The 21562-nt window shown below is 30.9% G+C and carries 24 protein-coding genes and 7 tRNA genes; 24 read left to right on the plus strand and 7 right to left on the minus strand.

Annotated elements, in window-relative coordinates:
• Positions 1-12 precede the first annotated feature (12 nt).
• The 11 genes from DW911_RS07945 to DW911_RS07995 all read left to right on the plus strand — a co-directional run bounded on the left by DW911_RS07945 (position 13) and on the right by DW911_RS07995 (position 10516).
• Positions 13-1371: a hypothetical protein gene (locus tag DW911_RS07945; RefSeq protein WP_118433289.1), complete on the plus strand. Its 1359-nt coding sequence runs from the start codon at positions 13-15 to the stop codon at positions 1369-1371.
• 12 nt (positions 1372-1383) lie between these two features.
• Entirely contained in the window at positions 1384-3273 is a 1890-nt protein-coding gene (locus DW911_RS07950) for a V-type ATP synthase subunit I (protein WP_118607684.1), read from the plus strand.
• 18 nt (positions 3274-3291) lie between these two features.
• A complete protein-coding gene (locus DW911_RS07955; protein ID WP_118607685.1) occupies positions 3292-3726 on the plus strand; it encodes an ATP synthase subunit C in 435 nt (144 codons plus the stop codon).
• Positions 3727-3740: 14 nt separating this feature from the next.
• Entirely contained in the window at positions 3741-4049 is a 309-nt protein-coding gene (locus DW911_RS07960; protein ID WP_118433295.1) for a V-type ATP synthase subunit F, read from the plus strand.
• An 11-nt stretch (positions 4050-4060) separates the two neighbouring features.
• Positions 4061-4657: a V-type ATP synthase subunit E gene (locus DW911_RS07965; protein WP_118433297.1), complete on the plus strand. Its 597-nt coding sequence runs from the start codon at positions 4061-4063 to the stop codon at positions 4655-4657.
• A 12-nt stretch (positions 4658-4669) separates the two neighbouring features.
• Positions 4670-6421 carry a V-type ATP synthase subunit A gene (locus DW911_RS07970; protein ID WP_118433299.1) on the plus strand — a complete coding sequence of 584 codons (1752 nt, stop codon included), beginning with the start codon at positions 4670-4672 and terminating at the stop codon, positions 6419-6421.
• A gap of 12 nt (positions 6422-6433) precedes the next feature.
• Complete coding sequence (locus DW911_RS07975; protein ID WP_118433301.1) at positions 6434-7876, plus strand: V-type ATP synthase subunit B; 1443 nt, start codon at positions 6434-6436, stop codon at positions 7874-7876.
• Positions 7877-7878: 2 nt separating this feature from the next.
• Positions 7879-8487 (plus strand): V-type ATP synthase subunit D, encoded by a 609-nt coding sequence (locus tag DW911_RS07980; protein ID WP_118433303.1) that lies wholly within the window; start codon positions 7879-7881, stop codon positions 8485-8487.
• A gap of 97 nt (positions 8488-8584) precedes the next feature.
• Positions 8585-9346, plus strand: a complete 762-nt coding sequence (gene aroD / locus DW911_RS07985; RefSeq protein ID WP_118433305.1) for a type I 3-dehydroquinate dehydratase — start codon at positions 8585-8587, stop codon at positions 9344-9346.
• Between the two features lie 39 nt (positions 9347-9385).
• Positions 9386-10081 carry a DUF554 domain-containing protein gene (locus DW911_RS07990; RefSeq protein WP_118433307.1) on the plus strand — a complete coding sequence of 232 codons (696 nt, stop codon included), beginning with the start codon at positions 9386-9388 and terminating at the stop codon, positions 10079-10081.
• Between the two features lie 42 nt (positions 10082-10123).
• Positions 10124-10516 (plus strand): hypothetical protein, encoded by a 393-nt coding sequence (locus DW911_RS07995; protein WP_118433309.1) that lies wholly within the window; start codon positions 10124-10126, stop codon positions 10514-10516.
• Positions 10517-10525: 9 nt separating this feature from the next.
• On the opposite strand, the gene asnB is transcribed toward DW911_RS07995, so the two are convergent.
• Genes asnB through DW911_RS08015 form a run of 4 tightly spaced genes read right to left on the minus strand, consistent with a single transcriptional unit; the run spans position 10526 to position 14125 of the window.
• Positions 10526-12340 (minus strand): asparagine synthase (glutamine-hydrolyzing), encoded by a 1815-nt coding sequence (gene asnB / locus DW911_RS08000; RefSeq protein ID WP_233541863.1) that lies wholly within the window; start codon positions 12338-12340, stop codon positions 10526-10528.
• Between the two features lie 59 nt (positions 12341-12399).
• Positions 12400-13308, minus strand: coding sequence for an SPFH domain-containing protein (locus DW911_RS08005; protein ID WP_118433311.1), 909 nt, complete (start codon positions 13306-13308; stop codon positions 12400-12402).
• Between the two features lies 1 nt (position 13309).
• Positions 13310-13747 carry an NfeD family protein gene (locus DW911_RS08010; protein ID WP_233541864.1) on the minus strand — a complete coding sequence of 146 codons (438 nt, stop codon included), beginning with the start codon at positions 13745-13747 and terminating at the stop codon, positions 13310-13312.
• A 12-nt stretch (positions 13748-13759) separates the two neighbouring features.
• Positions 13760-14125 carry a hypothetical protein gene (locus tag DW911_RS08015; protein ID WP_118433313.1) on the minus strand — a complete coding sequence of 122 codons (366 nt, stop codon included), beginning with the start codon at positions 14123-14125 and terminating at the stop codon, positions 13760-13762.
• 127 nt (positions 14126-14252) lie between these two features.
• On the opposite strand from DW911_RS08015, the gene DW911_RS08020 reads away from it, so the two are divergent.
• From DW911_RS08020 to DW911_RS08030, 3 genes are read left to right on the plus strand one after another with little or no spacing between them, the layout of a single operon-like run.
• Positions 14253-14708 carry a hypothetical protein gene (locus tag DW911_RS08020; protein ID WP_118433315.1) on the plus strand — a complete coding sequence of 152 codons (456 nt, stop codon included), beginning with the start codon at positions 14253-14255 and terminating at the stop codon, positions 14706-14708.
• A gap of 12 nt (positions 14709-14720) precedes the next feature.
• Positions 14721-15419 carry a purine-nucleoside phosphorylase gene (gene deoD, locus DW911_RS08025; RefSeq protein ID WP_118433317.1) on the plus strand — a complete coding sequence of 233 codons (699 nt, stop codon included), beginning with the start codon at positions 14721-14723 and terminating at the stop codon, positions 15417-15419.
• A complete protein-coding gene (locus tag DW911_RS08030) occupies positions 15419-16039 on the plus strand; it encodes an HAD family hydrolase (RefSeq protein ID WP_118433319.1) in 621 nt (206 codons plus the stop codon). The genes deoD and DW911_RS08030 overlap by 1 nt, the downstream gene beginning before the upstream one ends.
• A 6-nt stretch (positions 16040-16045) precedes the next feature.
• Here DW911_RS08030 and DW911_RS08035 read toward each other — a convergent pair whose 3' ends face one another.
• Positions 16046-16249: a DUF378 domain-containing protein gene (locus DW911_RS08035; RefSeq protein ID WP_118433321.1), complete on the minus strand. Its 204-nt coding sequence runs from the start codon at positions 16247-16249 to the stop codon at positions 16046-16048.
• A 93-nt stretch (positions 16250-16342) separates the two neighbouring features.
• Between DW911_RS08035 and DW911_RS08040 the strand changes: the two genes are divergently transcribed.
• A complete protein-coding gene (locus DW911_RS08040; protein WP_118433323.1) occupies positions 16343-17326 on the plus strand; it encodes a LolA family protein in 984 nt (327 codons plus the stop codon).
• A 55-nt stretch (positions 17327-17381) separates the two neighbouring features.
• Positions 17382-18491 carry an alanine racemase gene (gene alr / locus DW911_RS08045; protein WP_118607686.1) on the plus strand — a complete coding sequence of 370 codons (1110 nt, stop codon included), beginning with the start codon at positions 17382-17384 and terminating at the stop codon, positions 18489-18491.
• Positions 18492-18547: 56 nt separating this feature from the next.
• Here alr and DW911_RS08050 read toward each other — a convergent pair whose 3' ends face one another.
• A complete protein-coding gene (locus DW911_RS08050; RefSeq protein WP_118433327.1) occupies positions 18548-18967 on the minus strand; it encodes a hypothetical protein in 420 nt (139 codons plus the stop codon).
• A gap of 181 nt (positions 18968-19148) precedes the next feature.
• On the opposite strand from DW911_RS08050, the gene DW911_RS08055 reads away from it, so the two are divergent.
• Positions 19149-19715: a hypothetical protein gene (locus DW911_RS08055; RefSeq protein ID WP_118433329.1), complete on the plus strand. Its 567-nt coding sequence runs from the start codon at positions 19149-19151 to the stop codon at positions 19713-19715.
• Between the two features lie 24 nt (positions 19716-19739).
• On the opposite strand, the gene galE is transcribed toward DW911_RS08055, so the two are convergent.
• Entirely contained in the window at positions 19740-20741 is a 1002-nt protein-coding gene (gene galE, locus DW911_RS08060; RefSeq protein WP_118433331.1) for a UDP-glucose 4-epimerase GalE, read from the minus strand.
• A gap of 146 nt (positions 20742-20887) precedes the next feature.
• Between galE and DW911_RS08065 the strand changes: the two genes are divergently transcribed.
• From DW911_RS08065 to DW911_RS08095, 7 genes are all read left to right on the plus strand, one after another.
• Positions 20888-20963: transfer RNA gene (locus DW911_RS08065), tRNA-Val, on the plus strand.
• 12 nt (positions 20964-20975) lie between these two features.
• Positions 20976-21051 (plus strand) — tRNA-Thr (locus tag DW911_RS08070).
• Positions 21052-21055: 4 nt separating this feature from the next.
• Positions 21056-21139, plus strand: a tRNA-Tyr gene (locus tag DW911_RS08075).
• A 9-nt stretch (positions 21140-21148) separates the two neighbouring features.
• Positions 21149-21224 (plus strand) — tRNA-Gln (locus DW911_RS08080).
• 4 nt (positions 21225-21228) lie between these two features.
• A tRNA-Lys gene (locus DW911_RS08085) sits at positions 21229-21304 on the plus strand.
• A 3-nt stretch (positions 21305-21307) separates the two neighbouring features.
• Positions 21308-21397, plus strand: a tRNA-Leu gene (locus DW911_RS08090).
• 9 nt (positions 21398-21406) lie between these two features.
• Positions 21407-21480, plus strand: a tRNA-Gly gene (locus DW911_RS08095).
• Positions 21481-21562 lie beyond the last annotated feature (82 nt).

Genomic DNA, 21562 nt, shown 5'->3' on the forward strand with positions numbered 1-21562 from the left:
GAGGTATTGTGGATGGCAGTTGTACAAACACATTTATATAATATTTCATTTGAACAACAAGATTTAATGAAAGTATTATTTAGAATGACAAAATTAAAAAAGGATGTATTTCCTCAAGATTCTAAAAAGATTGTCAATAAAGTTAAAGGTGTTTCAGTAATGGATGGAAGCAATCCTTACAATGAACCTTTAGATGATTTACTTAGAATTTTTGGTGAATTGAATATTGAACAAAAAGTAGGTCAATATCATGAAGAAGAAATTGATTTAAATGAAGTTAAATCAATGATTGATGAAGTTGAACAACAATATGAATCAATTCTTCAAATTAAAGAAAATCTTGAAACAGAATGTCAAGAAAATAAAGAAGCTGTAATTCTTTTAAATCATTTAAAGAAATCAAATATTTCTTTAGATGATTTAGAAAATACACATTATATAACAGTTCGTTTTGGACGTTTACCAATTAGCCAAGTTGAAAAGATTAAATATTTTAAAGATTACATGTTTATTTATCATGAATTACATCGTACTAAAAACCATTTATGGTTAGTGTATTGTGGAATGACTGATAAGATGAGTGAAATTGATAATATTTTCTATTCAATGGGATTTAAAGAAAATGTCTTACCAGAATTTGCTCATGGTAAATTTGAAGAAGCTATTCAAGAATTAGACAATGAACAAACAAATATGGAAAAATTCATTGAAGAAGCAAATGGAAAACTTGAAAAACTTGCAAATCAGTATAAAGATCAATTAAATCAAACATATACAATCGTGTATCACTTAAAACATTTATATGATCAATGCCAATATGTTGTAGATTTTTCACATAAAGATGCTATTTATGCATTCAGTGATTTTGATGCAACTCAAATGCAAGCAAAATTAAAAGATATTCAAAGTATCCAAATTCATGAATTACCAGTTAATATTTATCAAGAAAGAGATATTATTAGCCCAGTAATTTTAAGAAATAATCGTGTTTTTGCTCCATTTGAAAATCTGTTAACAGCACAGATTGGTGATACATTTGATCCAACAACAGTTGTTGCCTTATCATTAATGATTTCAGCAGCACTATTAATTGGTGATTTTGGAGTAGGACTTGTTCTTATTATTTTAGGATATTTGTTAGGTAAAAATAAAAACCATTTTTCAGGTATTTTAAAGAGAATGGGCGCTGCGATTTTTGTAGGTGGATTGATTGAAGGAAGTATCTTCTATTCAAAACATCTTTATCCAGCATTATTTACAATGCCTTTAGATCGTGTTCATTTGTTTATGTTATTTGTTTTATTTAATGTAATCGTGGTTGTGATTTTAATTATCATTAAGAAGTTAACAAGAAAAACAATAAAAATATAAAGGAGGGATACAATGGCAATTACAAAGTTAAACTTAGTCAATGTTGATTTCAATAAAGACTGTTATAACTCAGTATTATTGAAATTATATAATCATGATGATTTTCATCCTGAACTTGCATCTAAGTTTACTGATAGTGTTGCAGGACTTACAGTTTATAATAAAGATAATCTTTATGAAGAATTGTTAGTGCGTATTCAAGAAATGACTGAAAAGTATCATTTTCAAGCACAAACAGTAAAAACTGAAAGTAATCAGTTGAATGTTGTTAAAGTTAAAGAATTCTTGGATGATTTATTTCTTGATATTGATCGAATTGATGCTGTTAAAGAACAGTTATTAGCGATGATTAAAGAAAATGATGATGCTATCGTACAACTTAGGCATGTTGCTGGTTTGGATGTCAATTTTGATGATTTATTTAGTTGTCAGTATCTACAAGTCAGATTTGGTAAAATTCCTAATAGTAATGTTGGAAAATTAGAGTTTTATGAATCACTACCATTTGTTTACAAATCATTTGAAATGGATGAGCGCTATACTTGGTGTATGTATATTACAACACCAGGAGATGCACCTGAGGTAGACAATGTCTTTACTTCACTTTACTTTGAACGTATTCATATTCCTGAATTCATTCATGGTGAAGCAGATTTAGCGATTGCAGAAATCCAAGATGAAACAAATTCAGCAAAAGAACATAGTGTACAGTTACAAAAAAGAATAGATAAGATTATTAGTGATAATATAGATGAAGTGAATCGTATTTATACGATTGCCAGTGAATTAAATTCAGTCTATATTATGCAAAAGTATATTGTAGTTATGGGAGATAAACTTACAGTTACAGGATTTGTTCCTGCTAAAAAAGTTGATGCTTTTAAAAATGATTTTGAAAGTATTGGTAATGTTCATGTAGAAGTTCTTCCAGCTACATCAGATGTTCGTTTAGAACCACCTACATTATTAAAGAATTCTTGGTTTGCAAGACCATTTAGAATGTTCGTAGAAATGTATGGTGTACCAAAATACAATGATGTTGATCCTACTTTATTAGTAGCGTTATCTTATACATTGTTATTTGGTATTATGTTTGGCGATTTAGGTCAAGGTATTTTATTATCAATTGTAGGCTTTGTTGCTTATAAGAAATTTAACTTAGAATTAGGTGCAGTAGGAATGCGTTTAGGTATTTCTAGTGCTTTCTTTGGAATTATCTTTGGTTCGGTATTTGGTAGTGAAGAAATACTGATTCCAATGTTTAACGCGATGTCACCTGAAAATACAATGACGTTATTAATGGCGGCTATTGGTTTAGGTGTTGTCTTGATTTTGATTTCAATGATTTTCAATGTTGTTTTGAATTTTAAGAAGAAAAACATTGGTGAAGCATTGTTAAGTCAAAATGGTATTTGCGGGGTAACATTCTATGTTGCAGTTATTGTTGCTGTTGTTGGAATGTTTACCGGATTAAATATTGTTAATGCGTTATATGTGATTGTATTTATCGTGATTCCTATTTTCTTAATTTTCTTAAAGGAACCACTTATTAGAAAATTTGAAGAACATCAACCAATGTTCCCAAATGGATTTGGTGCATTCTTTGTTGAAGGTTTCTTTGAATTATTTGAAGTAGTATTATCTTTTATCACAAATACGATGTCATTCTTACGTGTTGGTGGGTTCGTTTTATCCCATGCCGGAATGATGTTAGTTGTTTATACACTTGCCGGAATGTTCGGTAGTATTGGTGAACTGGTTGTTATCATTTTAGGTAACATCTTTGTTATGTGTTTAGAGGGAATGATCGTTGGTATTCAAGTCTTACGTCTTGAATTCTATGAAATGTTCTCAAGATATTATGAGGGAAATGGTATCCCATTTAAAACGATTAAAGAGTAATTTTAGGAGGATTTTATCATGACAGTTTTAGAAATTTTAGTACCATTATATATCGTTGTATTATTATCATTACCATTAGTAAAAGTATTTACAGGAAAAGCTTCTGTAAAACAAGCAAAAACAAGATTAGCTTTACACATTAGTGGATTTGCTGGTGCTGTATTATTAACATTAGCTTTAGCTATGTCTGGATCAAGCGTATTCGCTGCAAGTGGTGTTGCATCAATTACAGGAACTATCGCTCAAGGTTTAGGATTCTTAGCTGCATCTTTATCAACTGGTTTCTCTGCATTAGGCGCAGGTATTGCCGTAGCAGCTGCTGCTCCTGCTGCAATTGGAGCATTCTCTGAAAATGAAAAGAACTTTGGTAAATCATTAATCTTCGTAGCCTTAGGTGAAGGGGTTGCTATCTATGGTTTATTAATCTCTATCTTAATTATCAATAAAATCTAGAAAGAGCTGGTAATATGAAATTTTATCTAATTAGCGATAACATCGATACGCAAATTGGATTACGTTTAGTTGGTATTGAAGGTGAAGTTGTTCATAAAAGAAGAGAATTCTTAGAATTATTAGAAGAAAAACTTAAAGATAACACAATTGGTATTATCTTAATTACAACTAAATTAATTGAATTAGCACCAGATGTTATTTCTGAAATCAAACTGAAACAACAAAAACCATTGCTTGTAGAAATACCTGACCGTCATGGGGACAGCAAAATTGGTGAAACCATTGATAGGTATGTCTCTGAAGCAATTGGTGTGAAGTTATAGGAGATGACGCTATGCAAAGTAAAGAACAAATCTTTCTTTATATGAAAGAAGAAATTGAAAGACTTGCTAAAAAAGAAGAAGAACAAATTCTTAGCGAAGCTAAAGAGTTAGAACAAGAAGCATATGAATCAATGAAAGCTGAAGCTAAAGCAGATGCAAGTGCTCAATTAAATAAAGAATTAGCTGAAATTTCATCACAAGCAAGTGTTGAAGCTGCAGCTAATCTTGAAACAAGAACAAAACAATTAGTTGAAAAAAGAGATGGTTTTGTAGCTGATATTTTTAATGAAGCAAAAGAAAAATTAGTTTCTTTTGCTTCAGGAAATGAATATCATGATTATTTAGTTAATCGTGTCAGTGCAGTTTCTAAAGAATATCAAATGGAAAACTGTGTTTTAAAAGTAAGAGAAGCAGATCAAGCTTTAAAAGATGAATTAGTTAAAGCTTATCAATTACCAGTTGAAGTAGAAGTAAGTCAAGATATTTTAATTGGTGGATTTATTTTAGAAAACAAGACAACACATGTTGTTGTGGATGAATCATTAGATTTTGCGTTAGAAAGCCAAAAAGATTGGTTTTATAAAACATCAGGATTAATGATCAGATAGGGAGGTTAATCAATGAGTGAAAATGTAATTTATTCAATTAACGGACCTGTTGTAAAAGTAAAAAATGCCTCATCATTTTCAATGTTGGAAATGGTCTATGTAGGTCATGCTAAATTAATGGGGGAAGTTATTTCTATTTCTGATCAATTTACAACGATTCAGGTATATGAAACAACAACTGGTTTAAAACCAGGAGAACCAGTTATTTCAACGGGTTCACCAATTTGTGCGACATTAGGTCCAGGAATCTTACGTAATATCTTTGATGGGATTGAAAGACCATTAAAAGCTATTGCTGAACAATCAGGTGCTTTTATTGAAGCAGGTAGTGATGTTGATTCTTTAGATGTCGGTGCACTTTGGGATGTAACAGTAACAGTTAAAGTTGGTGATCAAGTAAAAGGTGGAGATGTTTATGCAACATGTCCTGAAACTGACTTAATTGTTCATAAATGTATGATTGCTCCAGGATTAAAAGGAACAGTCGTAGAAGTTAAAGAAAATGGAAAATATACAGTTAATGATTGGGTAGTGAAAGTACAAGATGAACAAGGAAATGTTCATGAATGTACATTATGTCAAAAATGGCCAATTAAAACACCTCGTCCTATCAATGAACGTTTACCTATCTCTATTCCTTTAGTAACTGGTCAACGTGTTATTGATACATTATTCCCAATTGCTAAAGGTGGAACAGCAGCCATTCCAGGTGGATTTGGTACTGGTAAAACAATGACACAACACCAAATTGCTAAATGGTGTGATGCAGATATTATCGTTTATGTTGGTTGTGGAGAACGTGGTAACGAAATGACTCAAGTACTTGAAGAGTTCAGTGAATTAATTGACCCTAAGAGTGGTAAACCATTAACTGATCGTACTGTATTAATTGCGAATACATCAAACATGCCAGTTGCGGCACGTGAAGCAAGTATTTATACTGGAGTTACTTTAGCTGAATATTATCGTGATATGGGATATCATGTTGCTATCATGGCAGATTCAACTTCTCGTTGGGCAGAAGCTTTACGTGAAATTTCTGGTCGTCTAGAAGAAATGCCAGCTGAAGAAGGATTCCCAGCATACTTACCATCACGTTTATCTCAATTCTATGAACGTGCTGGATATATGAAAAACTTAAATGGAACAGAAGGTTCAGTATCAATCATTGGTGCCGTATCACCACAAGGGGCTGACTTCTCTGAACCAGTAACTCAAAATACAAAACGTTTCGTAAGATGTTTCTGGGCGTTAGATAAAGCATTAGCTTATGCTCGTCACTATTTTGCGATTAACTGGACACAATCATATAGTGATTATGTTTATGATTTAGAAAAATGGTATGATAAAAATGTTGGTCCTAAGTTTGTTAGTGACCGTCAAGAACTTTCATATATTTTAGCTGAAGAAGCTAAATTAAATGAAATTGTTAAATTAATGGGTCCTGATGTATTACCTGAAGATCAAAAGTTAATTATGGAAATTGCTAAAGTCGTTCGTGTTGGATATCTTCAACAAAATGCTTTCCATAAAGATGATACTTATGTACCTATGGAAAAACAATTAAAGATGATGGAAGTTATCCTATATTTAAATAAAAAATGTCAAGAAGCTGTAGCACAAGGTAAAGTCGTTCGTGCTATTAGTGAAACAGGTATCTTTGAACAAGTTATTAAAATGAAATATGATATTCCAAATGATCATATTGAAAAATTAGATACTTATTATCATGATATTGATGAAGCAGTAAAATCTGTAGCGTAGGGAGGAATGATGATGGCACTACAATATGTAGGATTAAATGAAATTAATGGATCATTAGTCGTTTTAGACCACGTTAAAGGGGCTTCATACGATGAAATGGTTGAAATCCAATTAAATAATGGAACAACACGTTCAGGACGTATTGTTCAAATTGAAGGAGAAAAAGTCGTTGTCCAAGTATTTGAAGGAACAAACGAATTATCTCTAGAAAATACAAAAACAAGATTACTTGGTAGACCAATGGAATTACCTGTATCTAAAGAAATCTTAGGAAGAATCTTTAATGGTGCAGGTAGACCAATTGATGGTTTAGGAGAAATCTATGCAGAAGAAATGATGGATATTAATGGTTTACCATTAAATCCAGTAAGCCGTGTTTATCCACGTAACTATATTAATACTGGTATTTCTTCTATTGACTGTTTGGCTACACTTATTCGTGGACAAAAGTTACCAATCTTCTCAGGATCTGGTTTACCACATGACCGTTTAGCAGTACAAATTGTTAAACAAGCAAAGGTTGCTGATGAATCAGGTAAAGGTTTCGCAATTGTCTTTGCAGCTATGGGGGTTACTAATGACGTAGCAAACTACTTCAAACGTAGTTTTAAAGAAGCCGGAGTTATGGAAAGAGTTGTTATGTTCTTAAATCTTTCTAATGACCCAATTATCGAACGTACTTTAACACCACGTTGTGCATTAACTGCAGCTGAATATTTAGCTTATAAACAAGATATGCACGTTCTTGTTATTTATACTGACGTGACTTCATATTGTGAAGCATTACGTGAATTCTCTTCAAGTAAGGGTGAAATTCCTGGTCGTAAAGGTTATCCAGGATACTTATATTCAGACTTAGCTTCTTTATATGAAAGAGCTGGAATTATTAAGGATGCAAAAGGATCAGTAACACAAATTCCAATCCTTACAATGCCTAACAATGACATTACTCATCCGGTGCCAGACTTAACTGGATATATTACAGAAGGACAAATTTCATTAAGTGCTGAATTAAATTCTGCTGGTATTTATCCACCAGTTGATGTTTTACCATCATTATCACGTTTAATGAAAGATGGTATTGGTGAAGGTTATACCCGTAGTGATCACCAAGACATCGCAAACCAATTATTTGCATGTTATGCTCATGTACAAGATGTTAAATCATTAACATCGGTAATTGGTGAAGATGAATTATCACCATTAGATAAACAATATTTATCATTTGGTAAATTATTTGAAGAATACTTCTTAAATCAAGGTTTTGATTCTAACCGTTCAATTGAAGAAACATTAGATTTAGGATGGGATTTAGTTTCTGTACTTCCAAGAGAAGCATTAGATCGTCTAGATAACAAATTACTAGATGAATTTTATGATCATGAAAAAGCTGTTATGCGCTTTAATATTAAAGAGAAAAAGATTATTAAAGAATTACAAGAAACAGGTGATTAATCATGGCATTGAAAGTAGTTCCTACTAAAGGAAATCTGATTGCAACAAAAAAATCATTAGAATTAGCCATTACAGGATATGACTTATTAGATAAAAAAAGAAATGTCCTTATTAAAGAAATGATGTCATTACTAGATGATGTTAAACTTGTTCGTGATCAGATCACGGATGCTTATCAACAAGCATATGATGCGCTTCAAGAAGCCAATATCTCTTTAGGATTAATTAGTGATCTTGTTAATGCCACTTCTATTGATTATGGAATTTCCATTGTTTATCGAAGTGTAATGGGAGTTGAAATTCCTAAAATTTCTTATAGTAAACCACCAATGGTTTGTAGTTATAACATGGATCGTTCTAATTCGAAAGTGGATTATGCTTTTGAATGTTTCTATCGTGTTAAAGAATTAACTGTTATCTTAGCAGAAGTAGAAAACTCAGTTTATCGTTTAGCTAACGCTATTAGAAAAACTCAAAAAAGAGCCAATGCCCTTAAGAATATTTCTATTCCTGAATTTCAAGCAACAGCAAAATTTATTACTGAATCACTAGAAGAAAAAGAACGTGAGGAATTCTCAAGACAAAAAGTAATTAAAGAACAAAAAAGATAAACTTTAGGTTTATCTTTTTTATTTTAATTTATGAAAAAGACTTTTCTTTTTTGTTAGAATCATTATACTTATTATGTGAGTAAAAGAGGGTGAAAATATGTCTATAAAAGTAAGAGATGTAATCTTGGGTGAAGGGAAACCCAAAGTATGTGTACCAGTTGTTGAAACGACACATGATGCAATTATCAATAGTTTAAAACAAACACAAGATAAACAGTTTGATTTAGTAGAATTAAGAATAGATTATTTTGAAAATTTATCTGATGAAAGTAGTGTTAAAGCATTATTTGCTGATATTAAGAATTTAAATTTGAACAAACCAGTTATTTTAACATGCCGTTCTATGCGAGAAGGAGGGCAAAGTTCATTAGAAAATAAAGAATATTATCATTTATATGAACAAGGTATTGAATCTAAAGCATTTGATATTTATGATGTTGAAGTAGAAGTAGGAACAAACTATGCCATTGAATTTAAAAATTTAATTCATCAAGCAGGATGTTTCATGCTTATGTCATATCATGATTTTAAAAGAACACCAGAAATTGATACATTAATTCAAAGATTTGATGTGATGGAATCATATGAAGCAGATATTTATAAAATTGCAGTTATGCCAGAAGATCAAAAAGATGTTTTATCATTAATGAATTTTACAAATGTTGCCAGAGAAAAATATAATAAACCAATTGTAACAATGTCAATGTCTCCACTTGGCTTAGTTACTCGTTTATCTGGGGAACAGTTCGGAAGTAGTATTACTTTTGCTAGTGATGGTAAAGCCAGTGCGCCGGGACAAATCAATTATCAAGATATGGTTACTATTCTTGATGTTATTCATAATAGTATTGAAAAATAGATTGATGAAAATCAATCTTTTTTTATAAGGAGGAAGTTAATGATTGGTTTAGGCACAATAATCAATACCAGTGCTATTATTGCTGGTGGATTATTAGGAATGAAATTTAAAAAGATTCTTAAACAAACAATACAAGAATCATTATTGAAAGCATCAGGTTTAGCAGTTTTATTTATAGGATTAAGTGGTGGTTTGAAAGGATTTCAAACCAAAGAAGATTTAAGTATGATGATTATTTTAAGTCTTGTTTTAGGAACATTGATAGGTGAATTTATTGATATAGAAGGAAGATTAAATCAGTTTGGAAAATGGCTAAAACAAAAAAGTCATAGTTATGGAGACTCAATGTTTTTGGATGCTTTTATTACTACATCATTAACAGTATGTATTGGTGCTATGGCGATTATTGGTTCAATTCAAGATGCTTTATATCAAGATTATTCCATTTTAATAGCAAAAGCAATATTAGATTTTATTATTGTTATGGTATTAGCTAGTTCAATGGGAAAGGGAGCACTTTTTTCATTTGTGCCGGTATTTATATTTCAAGATTGTATCACGCTGTTAGCTTCATTTATTAGTCCACTATTAACGAAGCAGGTGATATTTAATATTTCAGTATTAGGATCGATGTTAATTTTTGTTGTGGGTTTAAATTTAACGGTGAATACGAAAATAAAAGTAGCTAATATGCTGCCAAGTATTCTTATTGTGGCTTTATTTGTATTATTATAGAGCCTTTTTAATTTATTTGCATATGATAAATTAGGTGAGTCTATGAAAATTGATGCTACAAGTTTAGAAAGAATCATTTGGATGCTTTATGATCGTTATTTTGATTTTCAAGAAATTATTTTAAAAAGGGTCGAAATAGATATTGATCACTATATACACGGGCAATTACTCGTCCAATATTATCATATGGAAACCATAGTAAAATTAATTGCTAGAATAAGAGTAGAAGATGACATCATTATTGATACAAAAGGAACAATAAAATATGGTTTTATTTATTTTGATTTTAATAAAATCTTAAAAGAATATCTAAATCAAAATCGATATCTTACTGTGAATGATGAATCTATCATTATTAAAAATGAATGGATAGAAAATATGAAAATAGAAGATAATAATATTGTTGTAGAACTTAAAAACAAGCAAGGAGTATAACCTTGCTTGTTAGAAGTGTAATTCAATATGATAGAGTTTACCCCAAATGTATATTTGATAAAAATAAGCAAGTAATTGTGGTCCCATCATTAATTGACCAAACCAGGGAACATGAATTTTATCACTATGTTCAATCATTTCTTTAAGTTTATTTTCATCAAATAATTGGAATAGAATATTATTTTTATCTGATAAAGATTCTATTAGTAGATTTTTAATGTAGGATAGGTAAAAAGGAGAATGTGTTTTTGGATAAGGATTCTTTTTACGATTATAGATATCTTCTGGTAAAAAGTCTTGAAAAGCATCACGCAATAATCCTTTTTCTCGATTACCTTGATACATATATTCCCAAGGAACATTATACATATATTCAACAATCTTTTTAGAAGCAAAAGGAACCCTTAACTCAACGCCATTATACATAGATTGACTATCACTACGAGTAAGGAGTGTCTGCATAAACCATTCCATATTAAGATACATCATTTTTCTTTTATTAGAATCATAGAAGTGATGATCAAAATAATCTATTTCTGCTAAACTATCTAAATAACGTTCTTTAACATATTCTTTAATATGCAGATTCTTTGTTTTTTCATTTAATAAATCAAGTCTTTTATCAATGTCTCTAATCCAAGGAAAAGTATCTAAACTATAAAGTTCTTTTTTATAAAACCAAGGATAGCCACCAAATATTTCATCAGCACATTCACCTGATAAGACTACTTTATGATGACGATGAATTTCTTTACAAAAGAGTAGAAAACTAGAATCAATGTCAGCCATTCCTGGACCATCTCTAGCAATCATACTTTGTTTTAAAAACATAATCAGGTTTTTTTGTGAAAGGACAACATTGTAGTGGTTTGTCTGGTAACGATTGACCATATCATCAATATAATCACTATCTTTTGTCATTTGATAATCATAAGGTTTAAAGTATTGATCTTGATCTTGGTAGTCAATACTATATGTTGAAACATGGTTGACATATTGGGTAGCAAGAGCAGTGATGATGCTGGAATCTAAACCTCCTGATAACATACAGGAAATGGGAACATCACTTAATAGTTGTTGGTGAATACTTTCATTTACAAGAGAACGTACATGTTTGACAGTTTGTTCATAATTATGGGGATGATATTTTCTTTCTAATTGCCAATAACGTTCAAGATAATAGTCATCATGATCAATATACATATAATGCCCAGCTCTAAGACTATAAATATTTTGGTAGAGTGTTCTTCCGGGAGTTAAACTAGGACCTAAGCCAAGAAGTTCTTTAATACCGGTTTGATCAACAACAGCTTTACCTAAATATAAGAGAATAGATTTTATTTCACTAGCAAAAATAAAAGTATGATCTTGATGTAAATAATAGAGAGGTTTTACACCTAAATGATCTCTGGCAATAAAAAGTTTATCTTGATAACTGACAATAAAACTAAAGATGCCTTCTAGCTTATTTAAACATTTTTCTTTATAAGCAATATAACTTACTAAAAGTACTTCACTATCACTTTGACTATGAAAATGAAATCCTTCATCAATCAATTGTTGCTTGAGTGAATTCATATTATAAATTTCACCATTAAAGATAATTTGATAAGTGATCCCTTGATAGGTATATTCAAAAGGCTGTTTTCCTCCCTGAAGATCAATAATTGATAAACGACAATGTCCTAATAAAACATGATCTTCATAATGAACACGGCAATCATCAGGTCCACGATGATTCATCAATGTTAACATTTTATGAAACAAATGGGTCTTATCATTAAGATTATCTTGAGTATTATACATACATAAAATACCACACATAAAATCACCTCAAAATATGTATATGTTTAAACAAAATAAAAAGAAGTCAATGACTTCTTTTATTCTTTATTTTCTTTTTTATCACTTACGATTTCTTTGAGTGATGAAGCAAGCCCTGCCATTCCTTGTAATTCACTTGGAATAATAATCTTTGTTGCATCACCTTTAGCAAGTTCTTCTAAAGCTTTAAATCCTTGTAATGTAACATAAGCTTGTTCAGGACGAGCATCATTGATATATTGAATCCCTTTAGCTTGAGCTTCATAAACAAGTCTTAATGCTTCTGCTTCACCTTCAGCTTTTGCGATAGCTGCTTCTTTTTCGGCAGTAGCACGTAGAATTGTTGATTCCTTATCTCCTTCAGCATTTAAGATTGCAGCTGTCTTTTTACCTTCAGCTTGTAAAATAGCTTCACGTCTTTCACGTTCAGCACGCATTTGTTTTTCCATTGCTTCTTGAATATCACGAGGAGGAATAATGTTTTTAACTTCTACACGATGAACTTTAATTCCCCATGGATCAGTCGCATCATCCAAAATACTACGCATTCTTGAATTAATAATATCACGAGAAGTGAGTGTTTCATCTAATTCAAGATCTCCAATGATATTTCTAAGTGTTGTCGCTGTTAAATTTTCAATAGCGTTAATAGGACGATCAACCCCATAAGTAAATAATTTTGGATCAGTAATTTGATAATAAACAACGGTATCAATTTGCATTGTAACGTTATCTTTAGTAATAACAGGTTGTGGTGCAAAGTCAACGACTTGTTCTTTTAATGAAACCTTGTTAGCGACACGATCTAAAAAAGGAATAAGAATGTGTAAACCAACATTACATGTGCGATTATACGCACCGATTCTTTCTACAACATAAGCTTTTGATTGAGGAACAATACGAATTGTTGAACCAATCATACTCACAATAATACAAATTAAAATAACCCATAAAATAAATGTAAACATATTAAGATTCTCCCTTGTTAATTTTTTTTACAATTAAATGTGCACCTTCCACAGCAAGCACTTCACAATAATCACCCATTTCTAATGTTTCACCATTACATGAACATGCCATCCATAGTGTAGACATGACTTTAACTTCCCCTTTAGAGTCCATGTCCATTCTTTTAGTGACCACTCCATGATGACCAATAACACGATCATAATTAGTATGAACAATATTTGTTCTAAGATACTTTTTTGCTAGTGGTCTAGTAAGAATAATACAAATGAAACTTAAAACAATGAAAAATGTGATTTGGATAGATGTCGAAAGATGAAGCAGGGTGGCAATTGCAGCACCAACACCACCAATCGCAAACCAAATACTTACTAAATCTACTGTAATAATTTCAATAATTGTGGCAACAATAATAATAGATAGCCAAATTAAAATCATCATGATTTCACCCCTTTATAATTTTACAGTAAGAATTTGATGGACGACATCATAGTGAGCAGAATATTTAATTCCTTGCTTTTTATCTAAATCAAGATGATAGAGTTGAGCTAGTTCTTGAATAAATGTTTTATTAGATATTCTTCCATAACTTTTACCAATAGAAATACGATGTAATTGATCTTGAGGATAAAGTTCTTGTTCAATCATTGTTTTATCTACTGGTTTAATACCTAATAAGTTATTTTCATGATCTAGCCCTAAAAGAACATATTCTACATTTTCAAAATGATGACATGCAGCAGTATTTAAAGTAATATTTGAACTATAAATTGTGACTGTCTTTTTTGTCACTTCGTTTGTCGACCATATAAATCCCATAGTAATCCCCTTTCTGATTACATTGTATTATAAATATTATTTTTATGCAACAAATATTATTTTAATGATATAGCAAGAAGATATACAAATAATCAGGTTTGGGTTATAATACGAAATGAGGTGGAATATGAAAAAAATTATAAAAGTTTTTTTAATTTTAGGATTATTTTTAACAGGTTGTACGAGTCAAAAACATGAATGGAAAGAAACATATCATTTAACTTATTTTTATTTAGAAGACTGTTCTAATTGTCAGTATTTTAAAAAGAGTGTTTTACCAGCAATTAAAGAGGAGTTTGGTAAACATATAAAAATTAAAGCGTGGAACATGGATGGTGATCAAAATGTTGAAGCAATGAAAAATGCTTATGATGGTTATATCAATCAGTTTATAGATTTTAATCAAGATCATTATGGTTATGGGCCTTTAGTTATTTTAGATGGTTATTTTGCAGTTCTAGGAGCAGGTAATAAAGATGAGTATGTTACAAGATTAATCAATGCCATTGAAGGAAAAAAGATTAAAGAAAATAATGAAATTGAAACAATTTATTATTTAAAAGATGGAAAGGTTAAACAATAAGGAGGAATGAAGATGTCAACACCACATAATCAAGCAGAAGTTGGACAAATTGCTAAAACAGTTTTGATGCCAGGTGATCCTTTACGAGCAAAATTTTTAGCTGAAAAATATTTAGAAAACGTTGAGCAGTTTAATAGTGTGAGAAATATGTTTGGCTATACAGGAACATATAAAGGAAAACCAGTTTCAGTGATGGCTTCAGGGATGGGAATGCCAAGTATGGGTATTTATTGTTATGAACTTTATACGATGTATGATGTAGAAAGAATTATTAGAATAGGGACATGTGGTTCTTTACAAGAAGATGTTCATATTCGTGATATTATTTTAGCTCAAGGAGCATGTACGGATTCTAACTACGCCCATCAATATGAATTACCAGGAACATTTAGTGCTATTTCTACTTTTAATTTATTACAACAAGCAGCCACTTTATGTAAAGAAAAAGGTTTAAATTATCATGTAGGAAATGTGATTTCGTCAGATATTTTTTATCATCAAGATGATTGTAATGGTAAATGGGCTAAAATGGGTTGTTTAGCGGTAGAAATGGAAACTTATGCTTTATTTACAACAGCAGCATCATTAAAGAAGGAAGCAATGGCATTATTTACAGTATCTGATTCATTAGTGTCTAATGAAAAAACATCAGCAGATGAAAGAGAAAAAACATTTACTGAAATGATGGATGTTGCTTTGGGGTTAATATAATGAAACAAAAATTTTGTTTTTTTGATTTTGATGATACTTTAATTCATGGTAGTTCAGGAACAATGTTAATTCGTTACTATTTAAAAAAGCATCCTTTAGGTGTGATTTATTTAATTCCTATGGCTATAGTGTGTATTCTTTATGTGTTAAAACTTGCTTCTTTTAATCAAGCTAAAAGTGCAACACTTTTTCCTTTAAATAGAATGAGTGAAAGAGAAGTACAAGCTTTCTTTGAAGAAGAAGTAGAAAAACATTATTATCCTCATGTTATTGAAGAATTAAAAAAGAAAAAAGAAGAAGGATATGTGATTTATATTTGTAGTGCTTCAGTAGAGGCTTATTTACGTTATTGTAGATTACCTGTAGATGCTATTTTGGGTACCAAGACGGTTATCAAAAATAATCATTATACAGGTAAAATGATTGGTAAAAATTGTAAGAATGAAGAAAAGATTAATAGGATTATGGAAGTAATAAAAAATCATAATCTAGAAATAGATTATGATCATTCTTTTGCTTATTCAGATTCAAAGCATGATATTCCCATGTTAAAGATGGTTAAAAACAGAGTTAAAATTGATACGAAAGATGGTCATATGTCACCATTTATTATTGAGTAGCGAAAGCTACTCTTTTTGATTTAAATCTTGAAATAAAAGCATAATATTAATAAGTGCAGCAATTCCAACAATAATATAAATAAGCATTGTAAGAAAACTGTTGATACCAAATAATGACTCAACTAAATTGAAATGGAATAAACCAATTAAGCCCCAGTTAATACCACCAATAATAGTAAATACAAGAGCTGTTTTTTGAATTGCATTCATTTTTTTACCTCCTTAAACAAAGTCTATCCCATTAATCAATTATTTATACATAAATATATATTCATTTCATAATTTTATTTAGGAGGAAGAATAATGAAAAAGATATATATGATTGTAGCAGTTGTTGTGGCATTGTTAGTAGGGACATTGATTTTTTTTAAATTTAAAGATCATTCTTTAGATAAAACGATTGAAAAAGTAAAGGCTTATGATCGCTATGAATTAACATGTCAAATGGAAATGGCTCAAAATGATGAACTTAAAAATTATGAAGTCAAAGTAGATTACTTAAAAAAAGAAAAAGATGAATATTATAAAGTAGAGTTATACGATAAATCGTTGAATCAAGCACAAATTATTATTCGTAACCAAGAAGGTGTTTTTGTTTTAACGCCTACCATGAACCAGATATTTAAGTTTCAAAGTGATTGGCCAACTAATAGTCCTAAGCCTTATATTTATCGTTCTTTAATTTCCTTATTAGAAAAAAATAAAGTAGAAAAGATAAAAGATGGATATAAGGTGCAAGCAAAAGTAAAGTATCCTAATGATCAGCGTATTGTATCACAAGAAATGACCTTTGATAAAGCACTCAATCCTAAACGAGTTGTTTGTCTTGATAAAGATGAAACTGAAATTATTACAACAAAAATATCAACATTTGATCCTCATATCAAACTAAAATTATCTCAATTTAACCAAAATCAGGTTTTAAAAAAAGCTAAAAAAGAAACAAGAGTATCTTATGATAGTTCTATTCTTTATCCGGTAGCGATGCTTGGTAGTGACTTAGATAGTGAAACCGTAAGTGTCATAGATGGGAAGAAAAATCATGTATTAAAATTTAAAGGAGAAAAGAGCTATACTGTTGTTGAATCTTATGGACGTAAAGACGATGTACAAGTCAATGTTATTCAAGATGAAGTGATTGATATGGTTGATGGTTTTGCATATTATAGTAATAATAAACTTACAATGATTAATTCTGGATTGATATGCAGTATTTATTCTCAGGACTTAACTAAAGATGAAATGGTCTCAGTCATGACAAGTATGCAATCTTGTGCAACGAAGTAGATTGAATTATAAAACAAAAAAGATTATACTTATAAGGTAACTGGAGGTATGATCGATGTTTCTAAAACGTGACACATATGCACTAATTGATTTAGATCATTTAAAATATAATGTAGAAAAAGTTCATCAACAATTTAAAAGACCTTTGATGGCAGTCATCAAAGCCGATGCTTATGGACATGGATATAAAGAAGTAGCAAGTTTTTTAAAAGACTTTGACTATATAGAAATGTTTGCTGTTGCAACATTAAAAGAAGCAATAGAATTAAGAGAATTAGGAATCAAAGAAGGGATTCTTATTTTAGGGGCTATTCCTACAAGCAAAGAAGATATAGATTTAGCAATAAAATATGATATTTCTCTTTCGATGGTTTCTTTAGATTACATGCATTTACTTACTCATTTAATTGAACCACATCACAAATTAAAGATTCATATTAAATTAGATACAGGGATGCATCGAATTGGTTTGACAACAAAAGAACAATTGCATGAGTTACTTGCTACAATTAATCCTGATCAATTTGAAATTGAAGGTATCTTTACTCATTTTGCTACAGCAGATTGTGATGATGTTGCTTATCAAAAACAAGTTGATACTTTTTATGATATGGTAGGAGACTTAAAATTTAAATATATTCATTGTTGTAACTCTGCGGCTATGGCTTATCATGAAGATACACGTTCAAATTTAGGAAGAATTGGGATTACAATGTATGGATGTGATCCTGCCGGTAAAGAAAGTGATGAATTTAAACAAGTGATGTCACTTTATACAAAAGTGGCGATGATTAAAAAAATATATCCTGGAGAAAAAGTGGGCTATGGTTTAACTTATGAAGCAAGGCAAGAAGAATATATTGCTACGTTACCAATAGGTTATGCTGATGGTTTTACAAGACGTAATCAAGGAAGATATGTATGGATTAATGGACAACGATATCAAATTGTAGGACGTGTATGCATGGATCAAATGATGGTACGCGTAGATGATCGTGTTCATGTTGGTGATGAAGTTGAAATTTTTGGACCTCATATTTCTTTAGAAAGCATGGCTAAAGATTTAAATACCATTTCATATGAAATTATGTGTTTAGTTTCTAATCGTGTTCCACGCATCTATATGCAAAATGGTTCTATAAAAAAAATAGTTGAATTTAAATAGGCATCATTGAGATGCCTTTTATCATAATAAAAAAATCTAGCTGGCTGCTAGATTTTTTATTTAAATAATTGTGCTAAACGATAATATGATAGAGCACCATCTTTTTGTTTTGTCACTTTTCCTTTTTCTAAAACAAAAGTTGAAGGAACAGTACCATCTGATGTTTTAAATGTTTTTTGAATATATTTTGTTGCATCACTTTCGCTATCTAGATTTACATAATAAATACGATCTCTACGATTTTTCTTTAAGTATTTTAAGCATACATCTTGATAATTTAAAGTTGTATTATCGCTATCTTTACCAACAACAACGACAAAACTATCTTTATCTTTAATTTTTGATTCTAGTTTTGTTTGGCTAATTGTTGTCATTTCTACATGGGTAACAGTACGATAGCCATATAAACAAAGAAAAACAACAAGTACTAATCCAAAAACACTTATTTCTTTCCATAATTTTTTAAGTATTTTCATGAAAAGTCCTCCTCACTTTTATATATAATAGCAAATTTTAGTGTATGAAACAATAATAAATCGCTATCACATAAAAAACCAAAATTATAAAGTTGTTTTTCCTAGACAACCATCTGACTATCACGGAATGCTCAGAGCTTCCTTTTAAATCATAGTAAAATAATATGAAAAGGGGGATTATATGAAAATATCTTATTTTAATAATGAAAATATGAGTGTTTCAAATACTATTAAAGCAGGACCTTTAAGAGGAAAAAGAATAAAAACAAGGTTATTACCTACTCAAGGATTGTTTCAACATGATTATCTTAGTAATGAAGAAGCTTTTATATTGTTAGGGAATACCCTTTATTATTATTTATCAGATATAAATGAGGGGGAAATTGATGAATTTAATGAAATTAGTTATCGTACAGCCATTATTTTACTTAGTGAAAGAGAAACCATTTCTAAAACGATTGCAAGTCTTCCTAAAAGAAATTTAGATTTGTATAATTTTATGCTGTTATTCAATCGTGAATCGAAAAAAATATTTGGTCTAAAAATTATCTCTGCGGGATTAACAAGAGATATGGCACGTTCAAAAAGTGAAAAACATAATGCCGTTGCTAAAAAATTTATTTTATCACTAAGGAATCAATCACCAAAAACTTTTTCTTTATTTTGTACTGTTGTCAATAACATGTGTTATGACATAATTATGAAGATGAATGCACAAGAAAGAAAAGAAAAATACATATATAAATAAAAAAGCCAATCTAATGATTGACTTTTATTTTAAATGAGTTTTAGCAAAGTTCCAAGTATCACGACACATGTCTTCGATATTATGAGTTGCTTGCCAACCTAATTCTTTTTTTGCTTTAGATGGATCAGCATAGCATGTGGCAATATCTCCGGCACGACGAGGTTTAATTTCATAATTAATTTTAACACCATTTACTTTTTCAAAAGCATGGACTAATTCTAAAACGCTATATCCTTTACCGGTACCTAAATTAGTAATATGGACACCAGGTGTGTTATATTTTTCGATAGCGAGAACATGTCCTTTAGCTAAATCAACAACATGAATATAATCACGAACACCGGTACCATCTGGAGTGTCATAATCATTACCAAATACACCTAAACATGGAAGTTCACCTGTAGCTACTTTCATGATATATGGCATTAAGTTGTTAGGAATTCCTTTTGGATCTTCACCAAGTAATCCTGATTGATGAGCACCAATTGGATTAAAATAACGAAGCAATGTAACTGACATATCTGGGCAAGCGTGTTGAACATCTGTTAAAATACGTTCCATCATTGCTTTACTTGCTCCATATGGATTGGTTGTATCACCTAAATGACAATCTTCAGTTAATGGAACAACTTCAGGATCACCATAAACAGTTGCACTTGAACTAAATACGATGTTATTAACATGGTATTTCTTCATCATTTTAGCAACAATCAAAGTTGTCATTAAGTTGTTAGTATAATATTCAATAGGTTTTTCTACTGATTCACCAACTGCTTTGAATGCAGCGCAATGAATAATTGAATCAATATGATTTTCTTTAAATACAGATTTTGTTTTTACTTCATCTAAAACATTAAATTCATAAAACTTAACTTCTTTTCCTGTAATATCTTTAATATATTGTAGTACTTCTGGTTTAGAATTAGAAAAATCATCAATAACAATAACTTGATGTCCTGCTTGAATTAATTCTACGCAAATATGACTTCCAATATAACCAGTACCACCTGTTACTAATACGTTCATACAAGGTCCTCCTTAAGACATATATATTTTATCATTTTTTTCAAATAATGGAAAGAAAATGAGAAGTCGAAAACTTATATAAAAAAAATGAAAAAAACCGTTGACTTCAAAAGAATGAGATGATATTATAAATGGGCACTGGTCAAGGAGGTTTAGCTCAGTTGGGAGAGCATCTGCCTTACAAGCAGAGGGTCAGCGGTTCGAGCCCGTTAACCTCCACCATTAATTAAATAAGCCGGCTTAGCTCAATTGGTAGAGCAACTGACTTGTAATCAGTAGGTTGAGGGTTCAAGTCCTTTAGCCGGCACCATGATGGAGAGGTAGCGAAGTGGCTAAACGCGGCTGACTGTAACTCAGTTCCTAACGGTTCGGTGGTTCGAATCCACTCCTCTCCACCATTTGAAAATTGGGGTATAGCCAAGCGGTAAGGCAACAGACTTTGACTCTGTCATTGCGCCGGTTCGAATCCAGCTACCCCAGCCAAAATGACTCGCTAGCTCAGTTGGTAGAGCATCTGACTTTTAATCAGAGGGTCAGGCGTTCGAATCGCCTGCGAGTCACCAAAGGCCCAGGTGGCGAAACTGGTAGACGCACAGGACTTAAAATCCTGCGGACCTTTAAAATCCGTGCCGGTTCGATTCCGGCCCTGGGCACCAATTAAATAAGCGGGTGTAGTTCAATGGTAGAACTTCAGCCTTCCAAGCTGACTACGTGGGTTCGATTCCCATCACCCGCTCCATTTAAAAAATAAATAGAAGTATTATTCATGCGGGTGTAGTTCAATGGTAGAACTTCAGCCTTCCAAGCTGACTACGTGGGTT

It is taken from the genome of Erysipelatoclostridium sp. AM42-17, assembly GCF_003480255.1.
In the GTDB taxonomy this organism is placed as follows: Bacteria; Bacillota_I; Bacilli_A; order Erysipelotrichales; family Coprobacillaceae; genus Faecalibacillus.